This window comes from Burkholderia sp. SRS-25, assembly GCF_004343765.1.
Classification (GTDB): Bacteria; Pseudomonadota; Gammaproteobacteria; order Burkholderiales; family Burkholderiaceae; genus Burkholderia; species Burkholderia contaminans.
Map to the genome: position 1 here is coordinate 19,076 of NZ_PTXM01000020.1, position 21,477 is coordinate 40,552.

The following is a 21,477-nucleotide window of genomic DNA, read 5'->3' on the forward strand; positions in this document are numbered from 1 at the left end:
TGGTCGCTGTGATCGCGACAGCTCAGACCGTCGCGATCAGCAGTTCTTCCGCGTTGTCCGGCGGCCGCAGGCCGTCGGTGCGATCGGCGAAGTAACGGCGCGTCAGATCGGCGGCCGATACGTGCGCGGCTTGCGCGAAGCCGGCCTCCCGCGCGAGCGCCTGGATCTGCGCCGGCATGAAGAAGCTGATGAACGGCGTGCCGCTGGCGCGCGCGCCCTTCGCGGCCATTTCCAGCCCGGGGCGCACGTCCGGATCCGCATTCTCCAGCGGCAACAGGAACGTCATCGCGAGCGTCGAGCCCGGCGCGAGCGACGCGACTTCGCGCAACGCGGCCGCATTCGCTTCGTGCGTCAGGTACATGCTGACGCCGGTCGACACCACGACCGCCGGCTTGCCGGCATCAAAGCCCGCGTCGACCAGCGCAGCACGCCACGACTGCTTCGCCTCGAAATCGACCGGCACGAAACGCAGCCAGTCAGGCACGCCGAAACCGAGCTCGACCAGGCGGCGCTGCTTCCATGCCTGCGGCGCGGGCGGGTCGACTTCGAAGACGGTCACGCGCGACGCCATCTCCGGCCGGCGCTGCACGAAACTGTCGAGGCCCGCGCCGAGGATCACGTACTGGCTCACGCCGAGCGCGGCCTGTTCGACCACCCAATCCTCGATGAAGCGCGCCCGGGCGACGATCGACGCGCGGAACGGCCGCGTGAACTGCGGATCCATGTCGCCGCGCTGCTGCCAGCCGGGTTCCGGCGCGAGCAGTTGCAGCCCGACTTCGTCGGCGAGCACATGCGGCGGCGCGTCGAGTTCGACGTGCAGCGCGCGCCACAGCGCGACGCGCGCCGCGGTGCTGTCGGGGGCGCTTTCGCGGGGTTCGGTCATGGCCGCCTCACACGCCCTGCTTGCCCGGCGCCTGCAGGCGCCACACGCGACCGTCCGGATCGCGCACGGTCATGTCGCGCGTGCCCCAGTGGGTGTCCTCGAACGGCGTGACGACGTCGACGATCGGCTGCGGCCGCACTGCCTGCTCATCCGCCACCTTGAGCACGACCTGCATGTCCGGCGTCTCGCCCGGCGGCACTTCGGCGATGAACAGAAAGGGGCCGTCGCCGCTGCGCAGCTGGCCCGACTGGTGATCGGTTTCGAACTCCAGCGTGAAGCCCAGTGCCTGGAAGAACTTCGCCGACTTGCCCCAGTTGTGCGTCGTCAGGTACACGGCTTCGATTCGCTCGGATGACATGTCACTCCTCCTTGGTGGACGGCCCCGCGCCCGGCGGCGGCGCGGCCAGGTACGCGCGCAATGCGTCGGCCACCAGCGCAGACAGCGATTGCTCCGTTTCGATGGCGCGATGCTTGACCTGCCGGATCAGGCTGAGCGGCAGGTACACGTTGAACTGCTTCACTTCTTCGTCGGTCATGATTGCTAGTATGCTAGCAATCTAGCAAAAGTCAACCGAAGGCGCGGCCCGTGGAGGCGGGCCGCCGTTGGCTATCGATCGTGATCCGGGTTACGCGGCGGCGGGCGCCGCCAGTCGCGCAAACAGCGCATCGAGATCGAATCCCGTCGTGTCGATGCCGATCGTGTCGCGCAGGCACGCGCCCCATGCGGCCGCATCGTCGAACGTGACGGTGCGCCCGACACCCGTCGCGTCGCGGATCGTCAGCGTCGTGTTGCGCAGCGCGGCACGGCCGTCCGGCAGCACGCGGCAGGCGATCAGGTTATGCAGAAAGATCGATTCGGGGTACGTCGACGTGAACCAGTTCGCGGCGTCGTAATCGATCCACTCGACCCGCTTCGGCTGGAAGCGATAGGTGGTCTGCCAGCCGTCAGGCGTCTCGATCTGCATGTCGAATTCACCGTCGACCGGCGCGGTGACGACGCGAAACACGCCGTGCGGCGTCAGTTGCCGCTCGTCCCGCACGAAACGCAGCGGCGCGGTGAGCGTCGCGCTGCCGAAGCCGATGTCCGCGAGCCACGCCGCGCCGTCGAGATCGATGCGCAGCAGCATGTGCGTATGCGCGGTGGCGACTTCCGGCGACTGCATCCAGCGCACGCGCGCGATCATCGGCGTCACGCGAAAACCGATCGCCGTGAGCGCGGCATAGAACAGCTTGTTGAGTTCGAAGCAGTAGCCGCCGCGGCGATGCGCGAGCACCTTGTCGGCGATCGAAGGCAGGTCGAGCGCGACGCGCGCACCGGTCAGCGGATTGAGGTTTTCGAACGGAATCGCCTGCGGGTGCAGCAGATGCAGCCGGCGCAGCACGTCGAGCGTCGGCTCGACCGGGCCGTCGTAGCCGATGCGGGAGAAATAGCGCGAGAGGTCGAACGAGTCTGTCATGAACCTGCACCGAAAAAAGGGACACGCCACGATAGCATCGTGCGCAATCCCCATGTTGGGCGGGGCCATCTTCGTCGTCGCGCGCGATGCCGGCACCGCATCGCGCACGGCCCCGCGCAACGTTACGGCAGCAGCTTCAGCGCGGACGATGCGACCGACGGCACCGAAATGCCCTGGCTCGTCGCGAACTGCACGGCCTGGCTGAGCGTCGTCGCGAGCGACTGCAACTGGCCCGGCGCGCTTTGCGCGATATACGACGCAGCCTGCATGTTCTGCGGATTCAGGCCCGACTGCAACAGCGACGCCGCGCTCGTCGAACCGAGATTGCCGAGCCCCGACTGCAGTTGCGAATACTGCGTGAGACCCTGCCCGAGCGACGCGAGGCCGTTGCTGAACGCCTGCTTGTCGATCGGGCCGTGCGTCGCGCCGCCGCTCGCGAATGCCTGGCCGAGCGCCTGCGATACCGATTGCTGCGCGCCGCCCATCTGCGACAGCGCGGCCGGCGTCAGCGAATCGCCGCCGGTCAGCTGGCTCGCGGCCTGCTGCGCCTGCCCGGCCGCGCCGGTCAGGCCCATCGCCGACGCAAGCGACGACTGGCCGGTCAGCACCTGCTGGTTCGCCCCGACATAGGCCTGCAGCAATTGCGCGACGCCGCCCTGCGCGGGCGCCGCCTGCTGCTGCCCGCCGCCGAGCAGCGATGCGCCGATCGACTGCAGGTCGAGCTGCGCGTGCGCGGCGCCGCTTGCAAGGATGCCGAACGCGATGCCTGCCGAGGCCAGGTGCCGGCCCGTCGCGCGAATCTGCTTCATGTGTTTCCCTCGTGCCTGAATTTTGTTGAGGCGGATATTGTCGAAGCGCGCCGCGCGGGGCCGCAACGACTGAAACACATCGAAACGAAATCACGCCGCGCAGCGGCTTGCAATTCGGCAGCCGACGGGCCCTGTCGCGCAGATTCGCGTGCATTTGCCGCGCGATGCCGCGCACGTATCGCGATTCTTTCTCCGGTTGCATCAATGGATGGCGGTTCCGGCTTGCGCGCGACGCGACGGAACGCATCCGCCGACGCGCTCCGCGTCGAGCGATGTAAAAGAAACGGGCAGCGTGTCGCTGCCCGTTTCGTCATCCAGCCGCTACCGGCTGCCTGCCGGCGACACCGTCACACAGCCATCCACGTCGGCACCCGCCCGCCGACCCTGTCAACCGCCTGCTCGTAACCACGCGCGAGTTGCAGCACGGCGAGATCGGCACGCGGACGCCCGATCAGCTGCATCCCCATCGGCAGCCCCGCGTCGTTGAAGCCGACGGGCACGCTGATCACCGGGCAGCCGGCCAGCGTCCACGGCACGACCGTTTCCATCCAGCGGTGATAGGTGTCCATCGCACGGCCCGCGATCTCCTTCGGCCAGCGCTGGTCGACGTCGAACGGGAACACCTGGGCCGTCGGCGCCGCGATGAAGTCGTAGCGGTCGAAGAAGCTCAGCACGGCCTGATGCCACGCGGTGCGCTCGACGCTCGCGTCGAACACGGCCGCGCCCTGCATCGCGAGCAGTCCTTCGACCTCATAGATCGCCTCGGGCTTCAGCAGCGCGCGCCGCGCCGGGTCGCGATAGTGCGCAAGCAGCCCGCCGCCGGACAGCAGGTGCCGGTGCGCGAGCCACAGGCGCCAGATCCGGTCGGGCGCGAACGCCGGCAGCGCGGCATCGACGTCGCAGCCGATCTCCCGCAGCGTCGCCAGCCCTTGTTCGCACAGCGCGAGCACGCCGGCCTCGGTCGCGAGATAGCCGTTCCAGTCGCCAACCCAAGCGATGCGCTTGCCGCGCAGGTCGGCGTCGAGCGGCCGCGCGAACACGGCCGGATCGTCCGCGAGCGACAGCGGATCGTTGCGGTCGTAGCCGGCCTGGATCGCGAGCAGTTGCGCGACGTCGCCGACGGTGCGGCCCATCGGCCCTTCGATGCCGAGCTGCTGCACGAACACGTCGACGCCCGGCCAGCGAGGCACGCGGCCCTGCGACGGACGGAAGCCGTAGATGTTGCAGAACGCAGCCGGATTGCGCAGCGAACCGCCGAAATCGCTGCCGTCCGCCACCGGCAGCATCCGTGACGCGAGCGCCGCCGCCGTGCCGCCGCTGCTGCCGCCCGCGGTCTTCGTCAGGTCGTACGGGTTGCGCGTCGCGCCGTAGACTTCGTTGAACGTGTGCGAGCCGAGGCCGAATTCGGGCGTATTGGTCTTGCCGATGAAGATCGCGCCGGCCGCGCGCATCCGCGCGACGCCGACGGAATCGGCCTTCGGCACGTTCTCGCGGAAGATCGGCGAGCCGTAGGTCGTCCGCAGCCCCTTCGTCATCGCCAGGTCCTTCGGCGCCTGCGGCATCCCGTGCAGCCAGCCGTGGTACTCGCCACGCGCCAGCGCGGCATCTTTTTCCGCGGCCTCGGCGAACAGTACGTCGCGATCGCGCAGCGCGACGATCGCATTGACCGCACCGTTCACGCGCTCGATGTGATCGAGATACGCGCGCATCGTCTCGACGCACGACACGGCCTTGCCGCGGATCGCCGACGCGAGCTCGCCCGCCGACAGGCGCACGATCGGGTCGACGGGGATGGAAGCGGGAGCGAGAAGCTGCGGGGCGCCGTGCGGCATGCGGAGTCTCCTGGAATCGGAATGGAATGGCGGGCCGCATGGCGGCGGTCGCTCCCGAGCGCGCGCGGGAGCGGCCGCGCCGCGGCCGATGCACTACTCTACGCGACGCCGGATCGGCGACCTCCGATATTTTCCGCCGCGATTCATTGCGGTTCCGACTGAATCGGAGCGCCGACCCGGCCGATGAAATCGTTTATGCGCATAAACTTAAATTTCTTATATTTCTATTAGGCGCGGCACGAGGCGGCGGGCGTTAACGACATTTTTATGCGCTCGACCGTTCTCTTTAGATCGTCCGGCCCGGCGGCGCGCTACGCTGGAATCATCTCGTTCCCTGGACAACATTCATGCTCAAGCTGCTGGTTCCGGTCGGCCACTCTCCCCGCTCGCTTCAGGCGGTTCGCCACGCGACATTCCTGTATCGCGAACGGTGCGCGTCGGAGATCGTGCTGATCAATGTTCAGGCACCGCTCGAATCGACGCGGCTCGAGGCCTACCACCCGCTGTCGCGGCTGCGTTCGATCGAGGAGAAATTCGCGTACGACGATCTGGCCACGGCCGAGCGGATCCTGAAGGAAGCCGGCGTCAAGTACAGCGTCGTGATGAAGGTCGGCCCGGTGCCCGATACGATCGCGGCCGTGGCGGCCGAAACGGGCTGCGACGAGATCGTGGTCGTCGCGCCTCGGCACGACCCGTTGCATGCGCTGCTGTCGGTGTTCCGTCGCAGCGTGATGAGCCGGCTGGTGCGGATTTCAAATGTGCCGGTCACGGCCGTGCAATGACGGGGATGACGCGCGGCGGCGCGTCGACGGCTCGTTCGGTGACGGGCCGCGGATTTGCAATGAGCGGCATGACACGTGTGCGCGTTGCCGCCCACACGCGGATCGACCTGCTTGCAGCGCTTACTTGATGACCTTGCGCCAGAACACGAAATAGGCGGCGGCCGTTGAAGCAACGAGCAGGATGGCCCACATCGGGGCGAGGCTGATCAGGACGGAAGAGACGTTAAGCATTTGGATTCCTCACTATTTCGATAGCGATGTTCAACACGCACCTGCTTGCCGGAATCGATGCATTTCTTCGCGATCGCGTTCCGTCAAATCATGCATTCATGCTATCGCTTTGAACGGCTGCGCGACCGCCCTCTCCCGTCCGTACCCTGACATTCGTCAAACTCTCGTGAATCGCGCGCCTGTCGCACAGACGACCGTCGCGCGAATGCCTCACTGCCCGTCCGGTTTCGCCTGCCACGCGCACTGAAGCGATGCCTTCCCTACTCCCGCAAATCACGAAAAACGGGACAGGGTCACTCGGCACGCCCCCATTTCAGCAGACGTTTACCGGGGGAACCCCCAAGTGCTTCGTCGAACGGGTCCGCGTTACGCTTGAGCCACGAGGAGACGAACCATGAGACGAGCCGTACATATCGCTGTTTTCGCGCTGCTGGCGTATCTCATTGGCGATCGCGCGATCCTGCATGCGCAGGGCCGCGACACCAGCCCGCTCGCGTGCGAACAGGGTGCCGCGCAGGTGAAGGTCGACGCGCTCGGCCGCGGCTTCGGCGAAGCAGCCGCCAGCAGCCAGAGCGAAGCCTTCATGTCGGGCTGCCTGGTGACGGGGCGCGGCAATCAGGACGTCGCGCTGGCGAACCGCTGATGGGCGTCCGGTGACGCGCAGGCCGCGTTCGGGTCACGACGGCTGAGGCGGAGCCTCACGCGCCCGCATTCATTCCCGCTTTTCGATCGATGTCGCGACACATGTCACGGCCTTGACGGTGGTCACGCCGTACATCTGCATGTAACCTGCATCGCGGCGGGGAACACGGGTCGATATCGAGCCGATCGGCGCGTCTTTGCCGCATGGCACGCACCTGACGTTCAACTGGCATAATTTCCGGCCGCCGCGTCGAGACCCCGCTTCATCTCCAACGACAACACACCCCAAGATGAGCCACCCGCACACCGAATTGATCCAGCGCTTCTACACGGCGTTCCAGCAGCGCGACATCGACGCGATGCTCGACTGCTATGCCGATGACGTCGTCTTCAGCGATCCCGCATTCGGCGAGCTGCGCGGCGACCTCGCACGCGACATGTGGCGCATGCTGGTGGCGCGTGCACAGGATTTTTCATTGACGTTCGGCGACGTCGCCGCGGATCAACAGGCCGGGCGCGCCGAGTGGATCGCCCAGTACCGCTTCACCGCGACCGGCCGGATGGTGGTCAACCGGATCGATGCGCGGTTCCGGTTTCGCGACGGACGCATCGCCGAGCATCGCGACAGCTTCGACCTGTGGCTCTGGGCGCGTCAGGCGCTGGGACTGAAAGGCGCCCTGCTCGGCTGGACGCCTTTCGTGCAACGCGCGATCCGCGCGCAGGCGCGGAAGAACCTCGACGCGTATCGCGCCAAGCGGAAATAGCGCACACCGTCATGGCTTCATCGGCATGTGCTCGATCGACACGATTCAATGGCTCTCGGCCCTTCCAGGCTATTCCATGACAGGCGAGCGGCACGCACCGATGACCGCTACGTTTTTTTGAAATGCGCTTGAAAGTCGCATGAAATAGAGCGTTGGCGCGCGAACGCGGCCCGTATGTGACGTTTCTTGCGTGCTTGTGCAGATAGATGCGCCGCCGGCAACCGGGCTCCCGGGCTTCGTTACCGGTAGCGCACCGCGCCGCCCTCCACGCCTCCCGCAGCCCTCGCCAGAACCACCCGGAACACCTTGCTCGCGTCCGCACCCAGGCGAGCCTCCGGAACACGCCTCCAAACACCGCCGCCTCCGTGCCACCGCGCTCCCCCGTGTCTCGACCATCAACTCTTATATAAGACATAAGACATTTGACGTTAAAGAGCATTGAGATTAGAATCCCGCTCAAAGCAGTGTCTGGAACAGCCCCGGAGTGCCGGCAAGGCCTTCCCCTCAAACGCAATATCAGCAGGTCTCCCCATGCTTGAAAACTTTCGTGCTCACGTGGCCGCCCGCGCCGCGCTCGGTATTCCTCCCCTGCCGCTGACGGCTCAGCAGACCGCCGAACTGGTGGAACTGCTGACGAACCCGCCCGCCGGCGAAGAGCAGACACTGCTCGACCTGATCACCCATCGCGTGCCTGCCGGCGTCGACGAAGCCGCCCGCGTGAAGGCCGGCTTCCTGGCCGCCGTGGCCAAGGGCGAGACCGCCTGCTCGCTGATCTCGCGCGAACGCGCGACCGAACTGCTCGGCACGATGCTGGGCGGCTACAACATCCAGCCGCTGATCGAGCTGCTGTCCGATGAAGCCGTGGCTGCCGTGGCCGCCAACGCACTGAAGAAAACCCTGCTGATGTTCGACCAGTTCCATGACGTCAAGGAACTCGCCGACAAGGGCAACGCGCACGCGAAGGCCGTGCTGCAAAGCTGGGCCGATGCCGAATGGTTCACGAGCCGCCCGGAAGTGCCGCAAAGCCTGACCATCACCGTGTTCAAGGTGACGGGAGAAACCAACACCGACGACCTGTCGCCGGCTCCGGACGCCACCACCCGCCCGGACATCCCGATGCACGCGCTGGCGATGCTGAAGAACGCACGCCCGGGCATCACGCCGGAACAAGACGGCAAGCGCGGCCCGGTCAAGTTCATCGAATCGCTGAAGGAAAAGGGTCATCTGGTCGCCTACGTGGGCGACGTGGTCGGCACCGGCTCCTCGCGCAAGTCGGCCACCAACTCGGTACTGTGGTTCACGGGCGAAGACATCCCGTTCGTCCCGAACAAGCGCTTCGGCGGCGTGTGCCTCGGCGGCAAGATCGCCCCGATCTTCTACAACACGATGGAAGACGCCGGCGCACTGCCGATCGAGCTCGACGTGTCGCAGATGGAAATGGGCGACGTGGTCGAACTGCGCCCGTACGAAGGCAAGGCGCTGAAGGACGGCAAGGTCATCGCCGAATTCCAGGTCAAGTCCGACGTGCTGTTCGACGAAGTGCGCGCCGGCGGCCGCATTCCGCTGATCATCGGCCGCGGCCTGACCGCGAAGGCACGTGAAGCGCTCGGCCTCGCGCCGTCGACGCTGTTCCGCCTGCCGCACCAGCCGGCCGACAGCGGCAAGGGCTTCTCGCTCGCACAGAAGATGGTCGGCCGCGCATGCGGTCTGCCGGAAGGCCAGGGCGTGCGCCCGGGCACGTACTGCGAACCGAAGATGACCTCGGTCGGCTCGCAGGACACCACGGGCCCGATGACCCGCGACGAACTGAAGGATCTCGCGTGCCTCGGCTTCTCGGCCGATCTCGTGATGCAATCGTTCTGCCACACCGCCGCTTATCCGAAGCCGGTCGACGTGAAGACGCACCAGACGCTGCCGAACTTCATCAGCACGCGCGGCGGCATCGCGCTGCGCCCGGGCGACGGCGTGATCCACTCGTGGCTGAACCGCATGCTGCTGCCCGACACCGTCGGCACCGGCGGCGATTCGCACACGCGCTTCCCGATCGGCATCAGCTTCCCGGCAGGTTCGGGCCTGGTCGCGTTCGCGGCCGCCACCGGCACGATGCCGCTGGACATGCCGGAATCGGTGCTGGTCCGCTTCAAGGGCAAGATGCAGCCGGGCGTCACGCTGCGTGACCTCGTCAACGCGATTCCGCTGTACGCGATCAAGCAAGGCATGCTGACGGTCGCCAAGCAAGGCAAGAAGAACATCTTCTCGGGCCGCATCCTCGAAATCGAAGGCCTGCCCGACCTGAAGGTCGAGCAAGCGTTCGAGCTGTCGGATGCGTCGGCCGAGCGTTCGGCAGCCGGTTGCTCGGTCCACCTGAACAAGGAACCGATCATCGAGTACCTGAACAGCAACATCACGCTGCTGAAGTGGATGATCGCGCAGGGCTACCAGGATCCGCGCAGCCTGCAGCGCCGCATCCAGGCGATGGAACAGTGGCTGGCCGACCCGCAACTGCTCGCGCCGGATGCCGACGCCGAGTACGCGGCCGTCATCGAGATCGACCTCGCCGACATCCACGAGCCGATCGTCGCGTGCCCGAACGACCCGGACGACGTGAAGACGCTGTCGGACGTCGCAGGCGCGAAGATCGACGAAGTGTTCATCGGCTCGTGCATGACCAACATCGGTCACTTCCGTGCGGCGTCGAAGCTGCTCGAAGGCAAGCGCGACATTCCGGTCAAGCTGTGGGTCGCGCCGCCGACCAAGATGGATCAGAAGCAGCTGACCGAAGAAGGCCACTACGGCGTCTTCGGCACGGCCGGTGCGCGCACCGAAATGCCGGGCTGCTCGCTGTGCATGGGTAACCAGGCTCAGGTGCGCGAAGGCGCGACGGTCATGTCGACGTCGACCCGCAACTTCCCGAACCGTCTCGGCAAGAACACGAACGTGTATCTCGGCTCGGCGGAACTGGCGGCGATCTGCTCGCGTCTGGGCAAGATCCCGACCAAGGAGGAGTACATGGCCGACATGGGCGTGCTCAGCGCGAACGGCGACAAGATCTACAAGTACATGAACTTCGACCAGATCGAAGACTTCAAGGAAGTGGCCGACACCGTGCAGGTGTAAGCACGCGGAGCGGGCTGCGGCGGGCGGTTGACGTCGCAGCACACCACGCAATGGCGTCGCAGGCTGAATGCCCGCGGCGCCATTTTTTTATCCGGCGCCGGATGGCAGCGCCGGCCCGATCAGTCGTAAAGCGCGTAGAGCCGCTCGACCACGGCGAACGGCAAGCCTTCGTCGTACCCTTCCACTTCGTCGAGATCGACATACTCGCGGCCGTCGGTCGGCTGCAGCATCAGCGCCGGCACCGGCCGCGCGACCGGTAGATCGGGATAGTCGTTCGGGCTCGCGCCTTCGAAGTCGTGCGGATCGAACCAGATCCCGTGATCGGCGTAATAGCCCTCGGCATAACGCTGCTCGATTTCGCGCACCAGCCGGAACCTGTCCAGTTGATACGACGCATGGCCCAGGTCGCTTTCGTTCGCGTACTGCACGAACCACGCGGCACCAAGACCCCAGTAGATCAGCAGCGCGGTGGCGCGATCGAGGTTGCGGTTGTCGAGCAGCCAGCGCAGCGCGCGGCCGTTGCCGTCGTAATTGGAGCGCGCGGCGAAGCGGTGCCATTGCTCGGGCGTCGCGCTCTCGAGCCACGTGCGGACGATATCCCACGCCTTTTGTTCGATTTCGGAATCATCCATGGATGGCGGCCTCGCGGAACGGTGAATGGCGGAACAGCGTCGAATGACCGGCAATTCTAACGCCGCCTCGCAACCGTCACGCGCCCTCGCCGCCCGGCTCGCGGCGGATCACCAGTTCGTTGAAACCGGTGTGCGGGTCGGGTTCGCGCGCAAAGCGATGGCCGGGCAGCACGGCAAGCAGGATCTCGGCGGTCGTGCGCACCACGCAGCCGCTGGCCACATGGCCGCCCGACACGCGGCCGACCGCATCGGAAACGGACATGTGCAGGTGCGCGCCTTCCGGCGATACCGAGCCGGCCAGCGTCAGGATTTCGAGGTCGCCGCGCAGTTCGGTCGGCGTGTCGGCTCCGGCAAAGCGCAACTGCGCGACGCTCAGGCTGCCGATGCCCTGGATCACGAATGCCGCGTGCGCGTCGTATTGACGCAATGCGTGCTCGATCGACGCGCGCAGGTCGTCGCCGGGGGAAAGGCGCAGAGGATGGGCTTGCATGGTCGTGATCCTGTTCGCGGCCGGGATGTCGACAAAGGGTAAGTTCGTGCCGGCAATCCGGCAAGCCCGCCGGTCGCGCGGCCGGTCAGAGATCGAGCCGCAGGCACTCGAATTCGACCGCGCCGTCGCATGGCAACTCACCCACGTCGAGCGTGAAGCCGACCACGTTGATCAACCCCTGCTCCCGATCGATGACCCGCCCGCATCCCCGGTAGCCGTACGGGTTCCCGGTTTTCCCGATCCATTGCCGGCTGGCCGCACGTCGTGCGTCGTCGGGCCAATCGTCGAGACAGGCCGCCCGGACATCGCAGTCGACTGCCAACACCGGCGTTTGCACGATGTCGGCGACGCGCGCCTCGCCGCCGAACGAGAACACCGCGATCTCGTGTTCGCCGCACCGTAACGTCACCGCCGCGCATTCGCTGTCGGCCGAATACGCCGCGACGTGCGTCACCACCACCTGCTCCATGTCGTGACTCCATGCCCCGATGCCGCCGCCGTGTCGTCGGCTGCGCGGATTGCGCTCCGTCGTCCGTCACTGGCGACGGTCCCGGGCGCAAGCATACCGCCAGCGGCGCACGCGTGCCTGCCCGCCCTCGCGCGCCCTCCGGACGAATGCGCGGCAACGCCGCGCGACGGCTTCGTGGCTATGGACCGGCGGGCCGCGCGGGCACGTTGCACACCGGATGGCACAGCCTTCCGCGGGTGCGCCGATACCCGCGGCGCACCACCGGGCCGGATGCAAGCATCACGCGGTGAAGCGCTCGCTCGCGAATTGCGCATCGGGCACGCCACCCGCCGTCGCCACGTCCCGCACCCCCTGTACGAGCGGGGGCGGCCCGCACACGTAGATGTCCGGTGGCGCGCCGACCTGCGCGAGCGCCGCGCGCAACGCATCGACCGGCGTGCCACTCAACCCGGCCCACGCCCCGTCCGGCCGCCAGACGCACAGCTCGACGCGCAACTGCGGCAGGTCGGCTTGCAGTCGCGCCAGTTCGTCCAGCATGAACAGTTCGCTTTCCTGATTGACGCCGAAGAACAGCCGCGCGTCGACCATCTCCTGGAATTCAGCCATGCGCCGCAGCATCGACAGGACCGGTGCGAGCCCGGTACCGCCCGCGACGAACCAGCGCGGCCGCAGGCTGTCCGCGAACAGCCCGAAACCGCCCATCGGCACGCGCACGGTCAGCGGATCGCCAGGCCGCGCACGCTCGCGCAGGTAGGTCGAAAACCAGCCGCCCGGCCGCAGCCGGATCAGGAACTCGAGACGGCCGTCCCAGTTGCTCGTGTTCGCGAGCGAATACGGGCGGCGCACACCGCTGCCCGGCACCTCGAGTTCCGCGAACTGGCCCGGCTCGAACTCCGCTGCCGAGCCGAACGCGTCGTCGGGCTCGACCTGCAGCTCGACGCGCATCGTGTCGGCCGCGATCGTCTCGAGTGCCGCGATCCGCGCGGTGCGCACGGGCACCGGATGCAGCAGCACCTTGGTGCGGTCGTACGGCGCGGCGACCCGCAGATCGCCGCGCGGCCGGGTCCGGCACAACAGGACCGCGCCGCGCTGGCCGGCCGGCAGCACGCCGGCACTGTCGGTCGACGTCTCGTACGCGCCGTCGACGACGGTCGCCTGGCATGCGCCGCAGCTGCCGCGCCGGCATTGCGACGGCAGCGTGATATCGGCGTCGGCCGCTGCCGAGAGCAGATCCTGCCCGGCGTCGCAGCCGAAGCCGAAGCGCTCGCCGTCGCGTGTCGTGATCTCGATGCGATAAGTCATCGAACGATCCCGCTCAGGCGGCCTGGCGCGCCAGCGACGCGGCAAGGTCGGTACCGGCGTCGCCGATCGGCTGGATGCCGAACTGCTCGACCAGCACCGCCAGCACGCCCGGCGTCACGAAGGCCGGCAGCGTCGGCCCGAGGCGGATGTTGCGCAGGCCGAGCGCGAGCAGCGTCAGCAGCACGGCCGCCGCCTTTTGCTCGAACCACGAGATCACGAGCGAAAGCGGCAGGTCGTTCACGCCGCATTCGAACGCGTCGGCGAGCGCCGTCGCGATCCGGATCGCCGAGTAGCTGTCGTTGCACTGCCCGACGTCGAGCAGGCGCGGAATGCCGCCGATATCGCCGAACGCGTGCCGGTTGAACCGGTACTTGTTGCAGCCGAGCGTCATCACGACCGTATCGTCGGGCGCCTGCTCCGCGAACTCGGTGTAGTAGTTGCGGCCCGGCGCCGCGCCGTCGCAGCCGCCGATCAGGAAGAAATGGCGGATCTGTCCGGCCTTGACCGCGTCGATGACCTTGTCCGCGACACCGAGCACCGCATGGCGGCCGAAGCCGACCGTGATCGTCTCCTCCGGCGCCGTGGCCGGGAAGCCGGGCAGCGCCTGCGCGGCGCGGATCAGCGTCGAGAAATCGTGATGCTCGAGATGGCGCACGCCCGGCCAGCCGACCGGCCCCGTCGTGAAGATCCGCTGCCGGTATTGCGGCATCGGCTCGATGATGCAGTTGGACGTCATCAGGATCGGCCCGGGGAAATGCGCGAAGTCGCTTTGCTGATCCTGCCATGCGCCGCCGTAGTTGCCGGCCAGGTGCGGAAACGCCTTCAGCACCGGGTACGCATGGGCCGGCAGCATCTCGCCGTGCGTGTACACCTGAATGCCGGTGCCGGCCGTCTGTTCGAGCAGCGCATGCAGATCGCCGAGATCGTGGCCCGACACGAGGATCGCCTTGCCCGCCACCGGCGACACGCGCACGGCCGTCGGTTGCTGCGCGCCGAAACGGCCGGTGTTCGCGCTGTCGAGCAGTTCCATGACCGTCAGGTTCAGCCGGCCGAGGTCGAGTGCCTGTGCGAGCAGCGCATCGACATCAACGGGGTCGCGCGCGAGAAACGCGAGTGCCGCCTCGATCCCCTCGTAGATGTCGTCGCGCTCGTAGCCGAGCACCCGCGCATGATGCGCGTACGCGCACACGCCCTTCAGCCCGTACAGCACCAGCGCGCGCAGGCCGACGATGTCCGCTCCCACCGTGTCGAGCCCGTGGTCCACGCCGACGCTCGCGGCCTGCTCCAGCAGCCCGGCCAGATCGTCCGCCGGCTGCCACATCGCCGGCCCGTGCTGCGCCGGAACGACCGTGCCCGCCGCCCGCGCGCTCGCGTCGCACGCGGCCTTCACGCGGTCACGCACCTGCGCCGCTTCGCGCAGCAGCGCGACGAAACGGGCTGCATGGAAATTCACGTTAGTCAGCGTCGTGAACATCGCGTACAGCACAAACCGGTCGGCGTCGCGATCGGGTGCGCCCATCGCTCGCGCGATCGCGCCGTATTGCGCAATGCCCTTCACCGCATGGACCAGCAGGTCCTGCAGGTCGGCCGTCGTTGCATCCTTGCCGCAATTGCCTTTCGCCGATGCACAGCCGGGCCGCGTACCGGTCCGGTCGGTCTGTTCGCATTGATAGCAAAACACGGTGCTCTCCTTTCTCGATCATGGGGGCGCGGGGCGGCGCGATCGGCGGCGGAACGCGAGTTCCTGGCTGCCGGGCATCCCGCCCGCTTCAAGATGCGTGTCTTATGCATCTTTTTCATGATGTTTCGGCACGCATTTCGCGACCGTGATGCAGATCAAGAAACCGAACGCACTCGGGTGAGGCAACTTGTCGCTATGACTGCCCGCCGGCTTCGGTCGCGGGTTCTGGTTCGTGTTCGATGTCGGCATCCGTGCCTTCGATGCCCCAGTCGCCGTATCGATACCAGTCATCACCGAGCAGCTCGCTCGGGTGCTGCGTACGGCTGGAGCCGTTGCCGCAACGCATCGCGTGTGTCTGGCAGTAGTTGTCGCATCCCCAGCAGATCCGCTCCGGATGCACGGGATGCAGCGGAAATTTCTTGGCCATGATCTTGTCTTCCCGGTGTCGTTTCATCCGCACCCGTTCGACTCTAGTTCACCGGCGCACACGGGCCATGCGGCATTCGTTCGCACCGGCGGCACTGCATCGGCTAGGCATGTGCACACGATTGGTCTAGTCTGCACGGTATTTCGCGGCGCGCGCCGCCCACCCGATCCCTGTCCGATGACCACCATTCCGAACCGACGATCCCGCCTGCGCGGCGGCCTGCTTGGCCTGCTGATCGGCGACGCGCTGGGCGTGCCGTATGAATTCCACGACGCGGCGTCGATTCCGCCGCCCGCCGCGATCGACATGACGCCGCCGCCCGGCTTTGTACGCGCCCACGACGGCGTGCCGCCCGGCACCTGGAGCGACGACGGCGCGCAGGCGCTCGCGCTGCTCGACGCGCTATCGAACGACCGCGACCTGAATCTCGACACGTTCGCGCGCAACCTGCAGGACTGGTTTCATCGCGGCGCCTTCACGCCGGACGGCCACGTGTTCGACGTCGGCCTGCAGACGCGGCGTGCGTTCCACGCGCTGGCGGCCGGTGCGGCGCCAGCCGTTGCCGGCCCCGACGGCGAGCGCGACAATGGCAACGGCTCGCTGATGCGCTGCTTTCCGGTGATCATGGTCGCCGCCTCGCGCGACGAGGCGATCCGGCTCGCTTGCAAGCAGAGCGTCGTCACGCACGGGCACGTGCGCTCGCAACTGTGCTGTGCGCTCTATGGCCTGACGGCATGGGGCATCGTCGAAGGCCAACCCGCGCCCGATGCGGTGCGCGCGGCCGAAGACGAACTGCTGGCGCGCTACGCGGGCACCGCCGACGAGATCGAACTGAAGATCGTGCTCGATGGCCGCTTCGATGCGCCGCAAGGCTCCGGTTACGTGGTCGACAGCTTCTGGTCGTCGATCCAATGCCTGCTGTCGACGAGCAGCTACGAAGACTGTGTAAAGCGCGCGATCGCGCTCGGCAACGACACGGACACGACGGCGGCCATCGCCGGCAGCCTCGCCGGCGCGCTGTACGGCGAGCACGCGTTGCCCGCTCGATGGGTCGCGGCACTGCGCGGGAAAGAACAGGTCGAAGGCTGGCTCGCGAAGCCGTGAGCGTTCGAAGCGAATACGCGGCAGACAGCGGAAGGAGATCGGATGGGGCAGTACGCAGACGCAGACTGGTACAGACAAAGCGTGGCCGACTACACCGCGCAATACGGTGCGGTTCCGCCGCCGTGGGTCATCGCGGCCGATTCGCATCCGTACAGCATGCGGTGGCGCATGGGCGGCGGCGAAACGTTCATGATGGTGTTTCAGGAATGGTGGGAACAGCACGTGTGGCAGGAGCACGAGCGCGTGACCTACTTCCTGAAGTGGCCGCCTCCGCCGCGCTGGATTCCGTGGATGGCCGACGTGATCTGGGATCTCGAGCCGTGGGAAGAGGACGGCGAATTCGACTACACGCGCTACTACGCGCAGCTCGAGCAACTGGGATTCGGCGGGACCGCCGACGTCGACGCCGACATGGAAGACAGCCGCTGGGATTGACGTGACCGGGCCATTACCGGCCCGGCCGCATCACGCGCATGCATCACGCGCGCCGGTCGCTCGCCAGCAACCCGTACAACGCGCTGTCCGTCACTTCGCCCCCGACGATCCAGCGTTCGCGCAGCAATCCTTCCCGCGCGAAACCGAGCCGTTCGAGCAGCCGTGCCGATGCGACGTTGCGCGGATCGATATCGGCTTCGATCCGGTTCAACCGGAGCGTGCCGAACGCGTGATCGATCACGGCCGATGCCGCCTCGCGCATGTATCCGCCGCTCCAGTACTTGCGCCGCAGGCTGAAACCGATCTCGGCGCGCCGGCATTGCTCGTTCGCATGGAACAGCACGCATTCGCCGAGCGCTTCGCCGGTTTCCCGCAGTTCGAGCACGCAGATCAGGTCCTGCCCGCTCGCGGACATCTTCACGTTGCGCGCGACGCGCTCGATCGCCTGTTCGATATGCGTCATCGGCGAGAACGAGAAATAGCGCATCGCTTCCGCATCCGACCAGATCTCGAAGAACGCGTGCGCATCGGCTTCGCGTAGCGGCCGCAGGACAAGGCGGGAGGTATCCAGCGTGACGGGATCGAACAGGGGCATGGCGACAGTCGGCATGAAAACGGGATCGTGAATTAGAACACGCAAGCCGCAAGTCGGCCATTGCATGCGCTCGCACGCCCCACCCCGCCGCGACACCCGGATCGCCGCCAAACAAAGAGGCCCGGACATCGCCGGGCCTCTCCACTTCATCCGATACCGCCGGCCGCCCGCGCTTACGCTTCAAGCGCTTCGAGCACCTTCCCCTTCGTCTCGATCCCGACGAAGTGCACGGTCACCGCCGCGATCAGCGGCACGATGCCGATCAGGTAGAACGCCGGCGCGAGGTTGCCGCCGATGATCGCGTGCGGCACCACCATCGGCGCGACGAACGATGCGATCTTCAGCCACGCGCTGCCGAGGCCGCAGCCCGACGCGCGGATGCTCGTCGGATACTGCTCCGGCGTGTAGACGTACGCGGTAATGAACCCCGACGCCATCAACCCGAGCGACAGCGAGCAGAAGATCGACACGACATACACCGACGACGCGTGATAGAAACCCGCGAATGCCAGCGACAGCGCGCACAGTACGAACGACCACACGATCACCGGCTTGCGGCCGAGCTTGTCGACGAGCAGCGCCGACGCCAGCGACCCGAGCACGCCCATCACCGAGCCGATCACCGCAAGGTTCAGCGCAAGCTGCAGCGGCGCGTGATAGAAGTTCTTGTAGATCGTCGGCAGCCACGTCGACAGCCCGTACTGGATGAACCCGCAGGTCGCCCACAACGTCGCCACCGCGAGCGTGCGCTTGCGATACGCGGCGCTGAACAGGTCGCTCATCTTGCGCTTCGGATGCTGGCGCACCATCTCGTCGAACGCGGCCGCCTGCGTGACGGGCGGCAGCTCGCCGCGCACCGACGCTTCGAACTCGCCGACCGCCCGCCCGGCTTCTGCCAGCCGCCCGCGTGACGCGAGCCAGCGCGGCGATTCCGGCACGAGGCGCGTGAGCACGAGCGACAGGATCAGCGGCAGGCCACCGACGAAGTACATGATCTCCCAGCCGAAGCGCGGCACGAGCCATGCACCGAGCGCCATCGACACGAGCAGGCCGATCGGAAAGACGATCTCGTACAGCAGCACGAAGCGGCCGCGGCCATGCGCGCGCGTGATCTCGTTGATGTACGTCGCGGCGACCGGCAACTCGCCGCCGAGGCCCAGGCCCTGCAGGATCCGCAGCAGCACGAAGATCTCGAAGGTCGGCGCGAACCCGCACGCGATGCTCGTGATGCCGATCACGGCCGAGCTCCATGCGATCGCCTTCACGCGGCCGTGCTTCTCCGCCAGCGCGGGAAACAGGAAGGCGCCGATCAGCTGGCCGATCGCGCCGGACGCGATCAGCATGCCGATCTGCGTCGGCGACAGCCCCCATTTGTGAATCAGCAGCGGCAGCGTCGCCGCGATCGTGATCACGTCGAAGCCGTCGAAGAACGTCGCGGTGCCGATCAGCACGCGGGCGCGGATCTGCATCGCGTTGGCCGGAAGCCGCTCGAGCCGCGCGATGATCGCGCCGGGCGTGGAGGCGGCAGCTTCCATCGTGGCGCGTCCGGCCACGACGTTGTCGAAAGTGCTCATGCGGGGTGTCTCCTGTATCTCGTCGCCGGTCAGGCCAGTGTCTTGCTCGTGTCTGCCAGGGCTTCCGTATCCACTGCCCGGCCCTGGTTCATCCACTTGCGCGCGAGCTTCAGCTCACGTGCGTTGTTGACGGCGATGACACCTCTCACATGTCCTTCGCCCACGAAAAACAGCGTCGCGCGTCGCGCGGCAAGCTCGCCGCGCACGACGAGCTGCGCATCGGCCGGCAGATCGCCGAGGATCTGCAGGTTCACGTCGTACTGATCGGACCAGAACCACGGAATTTCCGCGTACGGGGCACGTACGCCGAGTACGGCCTTCGCGGCCGCGATCGCCTGGTTCTGCGCGTTGGCCCACGATTCGAGCCGCACGCGCCGCTTCAGCCAGCCGTTGTGATGGTTCGCGACGTCGCCGCACGCGAAGATCGCCGGGTCGCTCGTCGCACCGAATTCGTCGACGACGATACCGTCGTCGATGGCCAGCCCCGCGTCGCTCGCGAGCGACGCGTTCAACGCGAGGCCGATGCCGGCCACCGCGAAATCGGCGTCGATCGTCGTGCCGTCGGCGAGCGTCGCTCGGACCTTCGACGCATCGTCCGGCTGCGCGTCGAGCGATGCGAGCGCCGCGCCGAGGCGTACGTCGACACCGTTCGCGCGATGCAGGTCGAGCAGGAAATCCGACACGATCTGCGGCACCGAGCGGCCGCACAGCCGCGGCGCGCCTTCGACGACCACCGCGTCGACGCCGAGCTTGCGCGCGGTCGCCGCGACTTCGAGGCCGATCCAGCCGCCGCCGATCACGAGCACGCGCCGGCTCGCGCGCAGCTTCTCGCCGAGCGCGGCCGCTTCGTCGAGCGTGCGCAGGTAATGCAGGTTCGGGGTCCTCACGATCGAATCCGGCAAGCGGCGCGACGTGCCGCCGGTCGCGATCACGAGCCGGTCGTATGCGATCTCGCGGCCGCTTTCGGTTGTCACGACGCGACGCGCGCGGTCGATCGACGCGGCGCGTTCCGGCTGCCAGGCTTCGACGTTCAGCGCGTCGAATTCGTCAGGACGCACGACGCGCACGGTTTCGATGTCGGCGTCGCCGGCCAGCACGGCCTTCGACAGCGGCGGGCGCTCGTACGGCAGATGCGGTTCGTCGGCGATCATCACGAGGCGGCCCGCAAAGCCTTCCGCGCGCAGCGTCTTCAGCACCCAGCCAGCGGTCTGGCCGCCGCCGATCACGACGACCGTGCCGGGCGCAGCCTGCTCCGGCGTGTTTTCTTCGCTCATGATTTCCGCTCCGTCATGAACTTCCCTTCCGGCGCCTTCGCGTTCTTCTGCCGGCGCGTGTTGCCGTCGAGGCCGCCGTCGACGGCCCATTCGGCGAACACGGTCGGGCCCGGCTCGAATTCGCGCGGCTGCCATTCGGGTGTCAGCACGTCTTCATCCGCGTAGTACTCGATCAGCGCGCCGGCCGGGTTCTGGAAGTACCAGAAGTACGCGGACGACACCGGATGACGCCCCGGGCCGAGTTGCGTTTCCCAGCCGCAGCGGTCGATGTGCATGCCGCCGCCGAACACTTCGTGGATATCGCGCACGGTGAACGCGACGTGATTCAGGCCGCGTTTGCCGTTCGGCAGCGCGAGCAGGAACAGGTCGTGGTGGCCGCCGTGCGGTGCGCAACGCATGAACGCACCACGGCCCGGGTAACGGTCGGACGTCTCGAAGCCCAGCAGCTCGTGATAGAACTTTTCCTGCGCGTCGAGGCAGTTCGTGAAGAACACCACGTGCCCAACCTCGACCGGCTCCGCGCGTACATAGATCGGGCTCGGCTGGTCGACGCGCAGCGTCTGGCCCCACACGTTCGACGGCGAGCCCGTGATGTCGAGTTCACGCTTGCGCGTGACTTCGATGCGGATCGCCATCCCGTTCGGGTCGATGCAGCCGACCGCATCGTCCTGCGCGTAATAACCGGGCTGGCCGGCGAGCTTCGTGCGCAGCGCGTCGAGTTCCTGCCGCGTCGCGACGCCCCACGTGACTTCACGCAGCGTCGGCCCCGCTTCGAACGCGGGCGGCAGCGACGGATCGTCGGCCTTGACGGCCAGCACGGTGCAGCCGTTCAGCGTCTCGAAGCGTGCGCGCGTGTCGTCGTGCGAGACTTCCTTCATCCCCCAGTCGGCGAAAAAGCGCCGGCAGGTCGCGAGATCGTCGACGCCGTACGTGATCTGCTCGATTCCCAAAATGCTCATTGCGTCATTCCCCTTCGC

The 21,477-nt window shown here is 67.1% G+C and carries 22 protein-coding genes; 6 read left to right on the forward strand and 16 right to left on the reverse strand.

Annotated elements, in window-relative coordinates:
- Positions 1 to 22: 22 nt before the first annotated feature.
- From C5O79_RS26615 to C5O79_RS26640, 6 genes are all read right to left on the reverse strand, one after another.
- Positions 23 to 883 carry a class I SAM-dependent methyltransferase gene (locus C5O79_RS26615; protein ID WP_047849746.1) on the reverse strand — a complete coding sequence of 287 codons (861 nt, stop codon included), beginning with the start codon at positions 881 to 883 and terminating at the stop codon, positions 23 to 25.
- 7 nt (positions 884 to 890) lie between these two features.
- Positions 891 to 1,241, reverse strand: a complete 351-nt coding sequence (locus C5O79_RS26620; RefSeq protein WP_047849745.1) for a glyoxalase/bleomycin resistance/dioxygenase family protein — start codon at positions 1,239 to 1,241, stop codon at positions 891 to 893.
- A gap of 1 nt (position 1,242) precedes the next feature.
- Complete coding sequence (locus C5O79_RS26625; RefSeq protein ID WP_039344130.1) at positions 1,243 to 1,419, reverse strand: ribbon-helix-helix domain-containing protein; 177 nt, start codon at positions 1,417 to 1,419, stop codon at positions 1,243 to 1,245.
- 90 nt (positions 1,420 to 1,509) lie between these two features.
- Complete coding sequence (locus C5O79_RS26630; RefSeq protein ID WP_047851027.1) at positions 1,510 to 2,340, reverse strand: arylamine N-acetyltransferase; 831 nt, start codon at positions 2,338 to 2,340, stop codon at positions 1,510 to 1,512.
- Positions 2,341 to 2,462: 122 nt separating this feature from the next.
- Positions 2,463 to 3,149, reverse strand: coding sequence for a hypothetical protein (locus tag C5O79_RS26635; protein WP_047849744.1), 687 nt, complete (start codon positions 3,147 to 3,149; stop codon positions 2,463 to 2,465).
- Between the two features lie 347 nt (positions 3,150 to 3,496).
- Positions 3,497 to 4,981 carry an amidase gene (locus tag C5O79_RS26640; RefSeq protein ID WP_131931890.1) on the reverse strand — a complete coding sequence of 495 codons (1,485 nt, stop codon included), beginning with the start codon at positions 4,979 to 4,981 and terminating at the stop codon, positions 3,497 to 3,499.
- A gap of 347 nt (positions 4,982 to 5,328) precedes the next feature.
- On the opposite strand from C5O79_RS26640, the gene C5O79_RS26645 reads away from it, so the two are divergent.
- The 4 genes from C5O79_RS26645 to acnB all read left to right on the forward strand — a co-directional run bounded on the left by C5O79_RS26645 (position 5,329) and on the right by acnB (position 10,517).
- Positions 5,329 to 5,763, forward strand: coding sequence for a universal stress protein (locus C5O79_RS26645; protein WP_047849742.1), 435 nt, complete (start codon positions 5,329 to 5,331; stop codon positions 5,761 to 5,763).
- A 625-nt stretch (positions 5,764 to 6,388) separates the two neighbouring features.
- Positions 6,389 to 6,637 carry a hypothetical protein gene (locus C5O79_RS26650; RefSeq protein ID WP_039344123.1) on the forward strand — a complete coding sequence of 83 codons (249 nt, stop codon included), beginning with the start codon at positions 6,389 to 6,391 and terminating at the stop codon, positions 6,635 to 6,637.
- Positions 6,638 to 6,926: 289 nt separating this feature from the next.
- Positions 6,927 to 7,400, forward strand: a complete 474-nt coding sequence (locus C5O79_RS26655) for a nuclear transport factor 2 family protein (protein WP_047849741.1) — start codon at positions 6,927 to 6,929, stop codon at positions 7,398 to 7,400.
- Positions 7,401 to 7,931: 531 nt separating this feature from the next.
- Positions 7,932 to 10,517, forward strand: a complete 2,586-nt coding sequence (gene acnB, locus C5O79_RS26660; protein WP_047849740.1) for a bifunctional aconitate hydratase 2/2-methylisocitrate dehydratase — start codon at positions 7,932 to 7,934, stop codon at positions 10,515 to 10,517.
- Positions 10,518 to 10,636: 119 nt separating this feature from the next.
- Here acnB and C5O79_RS26665 read toward each other — a convergent pair whose 3' ends face one another.
- The 6 genes from C5O79_RS26665 to C5O79_RS26690 all read right to left on the reverse strand — a co-directional run bounded on the left by C5O79_RS26665 (position 10,637) and on the right by C5O79_RS26690 (position 15,518).
- Positions 10,637 to 11,149 carry a DUF4274 domain-containing protein gene (locus tag C5O79_RS26665; protein ID WP_122476223.1) on the reverse strand — a complete coding sequence of 171 codons (513 nt, stop codon included), beginning with the start codon at positions 11,147 to 11,149 and terminating at the stop codon, positions 10,637 to 10,639.
- Between the two features lie 76 nt (positions 11,150 to 11,225).
- A complete protein-coding gene (locus C5O79_RS26670; protein WP_122476225.1) occupies positions 11,226 to 11,639 on the reverse strand; it encodes a PPC domain-containing DNA-binding protein in 414 nt (137 codons plus the stop codon).
- An 85-nt stretch (positions 11,640 to 11,724) separates the two neighbouring features.
- Complete coding sequence (locus C5O79_RS26675; protein ID WP_122476227.1) at positions 11,725 to 12,108, reverse strand: hypothetical protein; 384 nt, start codon at positions 12,106 to 12,108, stop codon at positions 11,725 to 11,727.
- Positions 12,109 to 12,387: 279 nt separating this feature from the next.
- Positions 12,388 to 13,410, reverse strand: a complete 1,023-nt coding sequence (locus C5O79_RS26680; protein ID WP_122476229.1) for an FAD-binding oxidoreductase — start codon at positions 13,408 to 13,410, stop codon at positions 12,388 to 12,390.
- Between the two features lie 13 nt (positions 13,411 to 13,423).
- Positions 13,424 to 15,091 (reverse strand): hydroxylamine reductase, encoded by a 1,668-nt coding sequence (hcp, locus tag C5O79_RS26685; RefSeq protein WP_122476231.1) that lies wholly within the window; start codon positions 15,089 to 15,091, stop codon positions 13,424 to 13,426.
- Positions 15,092 to 15,284: 193 nt separating this feature from the next.
- On the reverse strand, positions 15,285 to 15,518 hold the full coding sequence (locus C5O79_RS26690) for a DUF3079 domain-containing protein (RefSeq protein ID WP_122477465.1): 234 nt from the start codon (positions 15,516 to 15,518) through the stop codon (positions 15,285 to 15,287).
- Between the two features lie 177 nt (positions 15,519 to 15,695).
- Here C5O79_RS26690 and C5O79_RS26695 point away from each other — a divergent pair, with 177 nt between their 5' ends.
- Together C5O79_RS26695 and C5O79_RS26700 are read left to right on the forward strand one after the other, a co-directional pair.
- The gene (locus C5O79_RS26695) at positions 15,696 to 16,622 is read left to right on the forward strand and encodes an ADP-ribosylglycohydrolase family protein (RefSeq protein WP_122476233.1); all 927 of its coding nucleotides are present in this window, start codon (positions 15,696 to 15,698) and stop codon (positions 16,620 to 16,622) included.
- A gap of 42 nt (positions 16,623 to 16,664) precedes the next feature.
- Complete coding sequence (locus C5O79_RS26700; RefSeq protein WP_122476235.1) at positions 16,665 to 17,057, forward strand: hypothetical protein; 393 nt, start codon at positions 16,665 to 16,667, stop codon at positions 17,055 to 17,057.
- A gap of 43 nt (positions 17,058 to 17,100) precedes the next feature.
- Here C5O79_RS26700 and C5O79_RS26705 read toward each other — a convergent pair whose 3' ends face one another.
- The 4 genes from C5O79_RS26705 to C5O79_RS26720 all read right to left on the reverse strand — a co-directional run bounded on the left by C5O79_RS26705 (position 17,101) and on the right by C5O79_RS26720 (position 21,459).
- Positions 17,101 to 17,652, reverse strand: coding sequence for a GNAT family N-acetyltransferase (locus C5O79_RS26705; RefSeq protein WP_122476237.1), 552 nt, complete (start codon positions 17,650 to 17,652; stop codon positions 17,101 to 17,103).
- 173 nt (positions 17,653 to 17,825) lie between these two features.
- Positions 17,826 to 19,226 carry an MFS transporter gene (locus tag C5O79_RS26710; RefSeq protein WP_046548140.1) on the reverse strand — a complete coding sequence of 467 codons (1,401 nt, stop codon included), beginning with the start codon at positions 19,224 to 19,226 and terminating at the stop codon, positions 17,826 to 17,828.
- Positions 19,227 to 19,255: 29 nt separating this feature from the next.
- The gene (locus C5O79_RS26715; RefSeq protein WP_131931892.1) at positions 19,256 to 20,500 is read right to left on the reverse strand and encodes an FAD-dependent oxidoreductase; all 1,245 of its coding nucleotides are present in this window, start codon (positions 20,498 to 20,500) and stop codon (positions 19,256 to 19,258) included.
- Positions 20,497 to 21,459 carry a VOC family protein gene (locus tag C5O79_RS26720; RefSeq protein WP_122476241.1) on the reverse strand — a complete coding sequence of 321 codons (963 nt, stop codon included), beginning with the start codon at positions 21,457 to 21,459 and terminating at the stop codon, positions 20,497 to 20,499. The genes C5O79_RS26715 and C5O79_RS26720 overlap by 4 nt, the downstream gene beginning before the upstream one ends.
- Positions 21,460 to 21,477: the final 18 nt, after the last annotated feature.